The sequence below is a fragment of the Microcoleus sp. B13-B6 genome (assembly GCF_036705405.1).
Taxonomy (GTDB): domain Bacteria; phylum Cyanobacteriota; class Cyanobacteriia; order Cyanobacteriales; family Microcoleaceae; genus Microcoleus.
Genome location: NZ_JAUBUJ010000103.1, coordinates 26,158 through 32,157, shown reverse-complemented (window position 1 = coordinate 32,157; position 6,000 = coordinate 26,158). Strand labels below are relative to the sequence as shown.

At 40.8% G+C, this 6,000-nt stretch carries 7 protein-coding genes and 2 pseudogenes; 3 read left to right on the top strand and 6 right to left on the bottom strand.

The features are described 5' to 3' along the window. The 3 genes and pseudogenes from QUB35_RS31960 to QUB35_RS31950 form a co-directional block, all read right to left on the bottom strand. Nucleotides 1-1,302: pseudogene (locus QUB35_RS31960) on the bottom strand (IS4 family transposase); the annotation flags it as partial. A gap of 94 nt (nt 1,303-1,396) precedes the next feature. Beyond that, entirely contained in the window at nt 1,397-1,831 is a 435-nt protein-coding gene (locus QUB35_RS31955; RefSeq protein ID WP_333145875.1) for an ISAs1 family transposase, read from the bottom strand. A gap of 165 nt (nt 1,832-1,996) precedes the next feature. Beyond that, a complete protein-coding gene (locus QUB35_RS31950) occupies nt 1,997-2,314 on the bottom strand; it encodes a transposase family protein (RefSeq protein ID WP_333145873.1) in 318 nt (105 codons plus the stop codon). A 469-nt stretch (nt 2,315-2,783) separates the two neighbouring features. Here QUB35_RS31950 and QUB35_RS31945 point away from each other — a divergent pair, with 469 nt between their 5' ends. The 3 genes from QUB35_RS31945 (at nt 2,784) to QUB35_RS31935 (ending at nt 3,757) form a co-directional block, all read left to right on the top strand. After that, entirely contained in the window at nt 2,784-2,996 is a 213-nt protein-coding gene (locus QUB35_RS31945; RefSeq protein ID WP_333145871.1) for a hypothetical protein, read from the top strand. Nucleotides 2,997-3,006: 10 nt separating this feature from the next. Beyond that, a complete protein-coding gene (locus tag QUB35_RS31940; protein ID WP_333145868.1) occupies nt 3,007-3,507 on the top strand; it encodes a DUF6444 domain-containing protein in 501 nt (166 codons plus the stop codon). Between the two features lie 124 nt (nt 3,508-3,631). Beyond that, entirely contained in the window at nt 3,632-3,757 is a 126-nt protein-coding gene (locus QUB35_RS31935; protein ID WP_333145865.1) for a hypothetical protein, read from the top strand. A 428-nt stretch (nt 3,758-4,185) separates the two neighbouring features. Here the strand turns inward: QUB35_RS31935 and QUB35_RS31930 are convergent, their stop codons facing one another. The 3 genes and pseudogenes from QUB35_RS31930 to QUB35_RS31920 form a co-directional block, all read right to left on the bottom strand. Next, a complete protein-coding gene (locus QUB35_RS31930) occupies nt 4,186-4,686 on the bottom strand; it encodes a transposase (RefSeq protein ID WP_333145877.1) in 501 nt (166 codons plus the stop codon). A 25-nt stretch (nt 4,687-4,711) separates the two neighbouring features. Further along, entirely contained in the window at nt 4,712-5,086 is a 375-nt protein-coding gene (locus tag QUB35_RS31925; RefSeq protein WP_333145864.1) for a hypothetical protein, read from the bottom strand. Between the two features lie 158 nt (nt 5,087-5,244). Beyond that, nucleotides 5,245-5,601: pseudogene (locus tag QUB35_RS31920) on the bottom strand (DUF4277 domain-containing protein); the annotation flags it as partial. Nucleotides 5,602-6,000 lie beyond the last annotated feature (399 nt).

Genomic DNA, 6,000 nt, shown 5'->3' with positions numbered 1-6,000 from the left:
GTTCCAGGGAAAGGAGAAATAATTAGCCTGACATGAGGTTTTCGTCGTCGCTTAACAATCCCTAAATCTTGATTTTTATCGTCGGCAAAATACTTAACTAGGTCAGAAGCTAATCCTTTTTGATAGGCCACAGAAAAATGATACATCCCCCGATAAATCATTTCTAATGAAACCCGTTCAATTGGTACTCCTAATTCATCGGCAACCGCATCCCCTAAATCTACTAAAACCGCATAAAATAGCCAAGTAGCCCAGATTTGTAGCTTGATTCCGTTTAAGGAACCAGTCCATAAATAGCTGAGATTTAGTAATCTTTTTACTAGACAAAATGCCTCTTCTATTCGCCAGCGTCTTTGATATAAATCTGCTACTACATAGGGTGGCAACACTTCGGGTTCTTGGACACTTGTCAGATAAGAACGCCAGGAACTCTTGGAGCGAATCTGTACTAATCTTATAGTCAAAGCTGGTGTCTTTTTTGTCCCTGCACCTATTTTAATTATCTGGTCTTTGATATCATAGGTATTTGTTAATACCCGCTCTACCTGATAAGATGCACCTTTCTTGATTCGAGTGATAAATCCAATTTCTTGAGAAATGAGTTTTGACCAAAAAGCGAAGTGATAGAAGCCTCGATCCAATAATAGTAAGGTTTTCGGCTTAACTGTTTTTAGTAAATCTTCCTCCCAATTAGTATCTGCTTGTTTCGGATTTGTCCAAAACCAAATTTCTTCTGGAAGATGAGTTACTAGGTCTATTATTACTCCCATTTTTCCGGCTAATTGACCAATTGGCACATCTGATAAACTTTCGAGTTTACGAAATAATGCTTCTAATGTTGAGCCATCTGCTATCCAGATATTTTAAAAGTTTTTTAAGGCAAATTGTACGCTATCCGGTAGTGCTCTTGATTTTCTCATCAACCATTTCCGACGAAAATGAGGCAGTAATTCTTTAAATACTTTTTCAAATAAAACTGCGGTCAAAGTTAAAAATATGAGTGACAATGCTTGTTGGCTAATTTCTTGTGGCTGACACCATAAAAATCCTTCTCTATTTAATAATCTGGTTAATTCTGTTACTCCTGCTACGTCTCGCCATAATAAACTGGCGGATTGCTGCCATCATTAATGGTAGTGTCAGAATCCTATCTCTTAGATTTAGTTGGCGATAAAAAGTTTTTTGGGCCGCCATTGCCGGAATTAATAAATCTTCCAGGTGATTCGCGATCGCTTCATTTTCTACTTGGGGACGATTTTTTTTCTTTGCATGATCTCGGTTGATGCGTTTTTTGCTAGTCATAACTGGTTCAATTATGGCTCAAATGCTTGCCTGACAAAGGTTTCATCCTATTTTACCTTTCTTTTGTATACCCCTTGACAATTGGCACTTTTTCTTAACTTGTCACAAATGGATGACGGATCCTTTCGACCATCACAATAGTCCGAAGACCTGCCCATTGTTCTTGCTTATAAAGTCCTCCTAAAGATGCAACTGATACCGCCCAGACTTTTCTGGTTTCGATGCGATGATGTTCCTTTTCTGTTCGGGAATCATAGCTCACTTCAATTCCCATGAATTTCTGAGTTCTTGCGATATTAAACCAGTCTTTTACGTGATTATAAAGAGTAGGATGATTGCTTTTTAATGCCAGGACATAATCCGCTTTTTTCTGACGAATAAGTCGCACAATTTCGGTTTGAGTTCCCATCGCATCAATGGTGATAATCGCTCCCGTAATGTCGATTAATTCTAGCAAGGCAGGGATAGCTGTGATTTCATGATTAATGGTCTTCCACTTTGACTTGTCCGAGTACCAAACGCTGTTCACTCGCCCAAGCTGTCACTAAATGTAGGTTTTTTAAACCTTTTTCAGGCGTCATAAGAGCCTCGTAAACTTTTTCCATCTATCGGGATAATTTCTGATGAAACTGAACCCATAATTTTTTGAAGCCATTGGGATAACTTCTCTTCTAATATTTTAGGGTCTAACCTTTCAAATACAAGGGCGGAATGTGTCATCGCTCGGAATTCCATTGGGTAATTCTAAAAATTCCTCTAACCATTCTTGCTTACTGAGTCCGTAATTTTCTATGTCTTCCCATCCATCGGCTCCGGCGATTACAGCTAATATGCTGATGATGAGAATGTCTTTAAGTAAGTGTTGTTTGGTTCTGTCTACTCTGGGATCTTGTATGTTATCAAAATAAGTTGATAAGCTCGCTTGTAAATGTTCGACGGATATTAGTTGAGTCCGATTATTCTGCTTCTTTGATTTTTGGGTTGGCGAAACAGGAGCAAATCCTTTTTTCATTGACTTTTCCTCACCAGTCATGACGCATGATTAAGAAACATTATATAACCACTAATCACTAATGCCAAATCGTATAAATTGCCCTTTTTGTCAAGTACAATTTATACCAAATTAGATGAGCTTACCCTGTAAACTTAGCCAAACATGAACTTTCTAGTTGTCATTCATCTGCCAAATCTTTTGTGTTTTCTATGGCTTCTTATAAACGTCTGGAATTCAATAAGCATCTACTTTCTACCTTTATTGATAAGTTAGATCTAGACCCGGATTTGATTTTAAATCACCCTAACCTTCCTTCAGTCTTGTCTTATGGTACTTTGGCTGCTTAAAAACTGTCCGGAGTATTGTTACAACAAATGCTAGGGATTAGTCAACCCCAAAAGAAGTTTTTAATCACATTATTCTCAACTATTTTGCTGGCCGTTTGGCTTGGTCAACTTCACGAATCTCAGTCGTTATAGCTGTTTGAGTGAAAAAACCTACCGTCCTCACTTTCTCAAAAGCTTTAACTTTCCACAATTTAATCAATATTTTCTCGCGTGTTGCTTTAAACCCTGACCACACAATTATTGCTGTTATTGATTGTTCTTTTTTAAGAAAAAGCGGCAAACAAACTGATGGCAAGGCTTATTTTTATGTAAGGATTCAGGTCAAAAAAGACTTAAGTGGCGGCATCTGGTAAAATAAAGGTAATGAAAAAGCCCACAGCCACCAGACAGAAGGAAAAAACCGAAATAGAGCAGTTGAGCCAAGCTGAACTGGTAGAAATGGTACTGGGGCTGCAAAAAATCATTGCAGAATTGCAAGAAAAACTAGCTATTGCTACGGGAAAAAGTCGAACCACCAGTCAAACTTCATCAAAACCTCCATCAACGGATCTACTCCAAAAACCAGAAAAACCAACAGTCAAACCAGAAGCAGACCAAAAAAAGAAACCAGGTGGACAACCAGGTCATCAGGGCAAAACCCGAAAAGGGTTTGGACGAGTAGACAGAACCGAAATTAGCTCACCCGACATCTGTCTCAATTGTGGCAGTCAAGAATTAAGTGAAGTAATTAACATCCACTCTCAGCAAGTAGCAACTCTAGTGGCGCAACCAATTGAAGTCGTCGAATATCAGACACAATCGTGTAAATGCCTAGAATGTGGTGCTGTAGTTAGAGGAGAACCACATCAGGGAGTGGTTCCTTGACTTGACTTAAGTGTTAATCTGCAAGCACCCGGCGTCTGGCTAGGTAATTATGGGCATCTTTCCTACTCCAAGCTGACGCTCGCTTTTGTGGGAACTCGGCAGGATTGAAGTGGGAGTAGGAACATTGCAAAAAACCAATCAACGAGTAGCAGCAGCAGTAAAGCCAGCTATCAAAGCACTGTGGGAATGGGCACCTTTACAATCAAACGTTCATGTAGATGAAACCCTAAGAGTCTGTAGTTTAGACTAAAAAATGATTGCAGCCAAAAGTGGCTACCTTTGAATATCCGGCAAGCTGTTACTCAAAAACTCAAGAGGGAGAAGATTAAATAACTAATCTTGAAGACTTTTTACGTCGGGAAACCCGTTTTTTCACAGTGGGATATCGCGGTGCTACCGTCCGTACCCTTCCTTTTTCCCAACCGGGGGATTTTCCCCTATGTTTAGGCATTTTTGCGGGAGTACCAATGTCAACTAAAAGCGAAAACATTGATTGGGCAACACGTCCAGGGGTTAAATTGATAGTAGCAGATTGCCTGCAGAAGTCTATTCTCGATCACTAAATCTCTGGCCAACCAGAGTTGCCAACTCATCAACGGCATTAAATCACTCCAACGCTCCGATTGTTCAGGAGTTCTTAAATTAGGCAATGTCCAATGCAATCGTTGCTTGGCAAACCTATACCAATGATCGACTCCAAAGCGTCGTAAATATTTGAACCAAACAGTTTCGCTTAGGGAGAGTTCGTTCTCCCACCCAAGCCAACCATAAGGGTGGAAACGGCTGACCGTTTGACATGGGCTTCATTCTTTCCACCAGGATTAAATTGATTGGATGTTCGGCCGCACGATAAAAATGCAAGTCAAGCCATTGTCTGACTCGGACTTGTCCCAACTCTGGATCTTCGTCAATTTCAATCGCAGTATCAGCTTCGAGCCATGTGCTTGGGTCATTGAGTCTCATTTTTTGCCCATGTTTGGGTGGTCTACCGCGACCACTATAGGCTGGTGGTGCTGACCATAAGCAGGCATTCTTTCGGACTCTCATTAAGCAATCAGCTTGAATATCTGCTTGCGCTAATACCCAGGTTGCATTGCCATATTCTCGATCCAAAACTGCTAAAACTGGGTTGACGCTTTGTTCACAGACAAGTTTGAGTTGAGAAGCTGCTTGAAGTATGGGTGAAGACCCACTACTAATTCTTTCATGGAGCAGGGGTAATGCCCAACTTCAAGAGTGCTTCAGGTATCCAGGCAATGGTACTGTACCCCTGTCCAATAATTACGCCCCCCTGATATTCATGGGTTCTGTCTTTTAAGGTTTTGGCATCTCGTCGAGCCCATGCAGTGTGGTCAATTGCTACTAATATGTGTTCTGTTGGGGGTGCTTCTTTCTGTAATTGCTCTCCATACAACTCCATCAGTTTTTTTCGGTCTGGTCTACAGTCTTGTAAGGCTTCATAAACGCTCGGCCATTGACGATTGAATAATGGATTGAGGGAAAATTCCGCTAAACACGACACATTCGGAGTGGTCATCACTGCATCCATGAGCTCGAATGTCGCATCCTTGGCTTGCACCAATAATTCGTATGCTGCTCCCAGGAAAGTCCTTTAATCGTTCACTGTTCATTTAAGGAGTGGATAGGTTTTGTTTTCACCCTCATTTTCTCCTGGCGCGGTGGCTTTAGTTCTTCTTTTGCCACCGTTCTCATCTTTGGTTAGTCTAAACTACAGTTTTGAGCTGCTTCTAACGCAATAGTTGTGAATATTTCCGTAACTCCTGCCAAATATAATTTATCTAATACTCTGCCCAAACGGTCATCATTGAGATGCGATGCTTGAATCCCTGCTCTAAGTAAATGTTCTATTGCTTTTCCTTCAAAAAATTTAGAAAATAAATATAATGGGGCGGAAACCATCCCTAATCCATTGATAATCATGGCTTTGACTACCAGGCCGGGACTGACTATTTCGCCCGGTTGTTCGCCTACTAATTCATTGATTTTTTGGACAATTCCTATTTCATCAATTAGACCAGCTATCAATCCCAGATGATCGAGGTTTTCTACTTTCATCTCAGATGCTTTCTGCATGGGCTGCTAAATCCTAATTTGAGCGTTCATCGCTCTCGCCAGTTTACACTATTCTTGGTGATAATTGGCTATGGTTGCGATCTGAATTAATGCCTTTTCGTGATCGTTCCGGTTACGAATACGTCATAAACTGGGTTTTTACCCCTCGCAATTTTAACTCATATCAGATTTAACTCATGCCCTCACTTCTCTTGTCAGGAATTTTTAACGCTCATGATGGGAGTGTGACCGAAATTATTGAGTATTTTTTACTCACGCTTTGTCTCGGATGATTCACTTTTACCCCTCCATCCGCCTATGTGCCAGTTGAGGGTGCGGAATGTGGGTTCAAACCTGTCGTTTTCAAGCTCGTTCAGTAATGGCTTTTTTCCGTGAGGCTATGAATGCCCATTCTTGTGA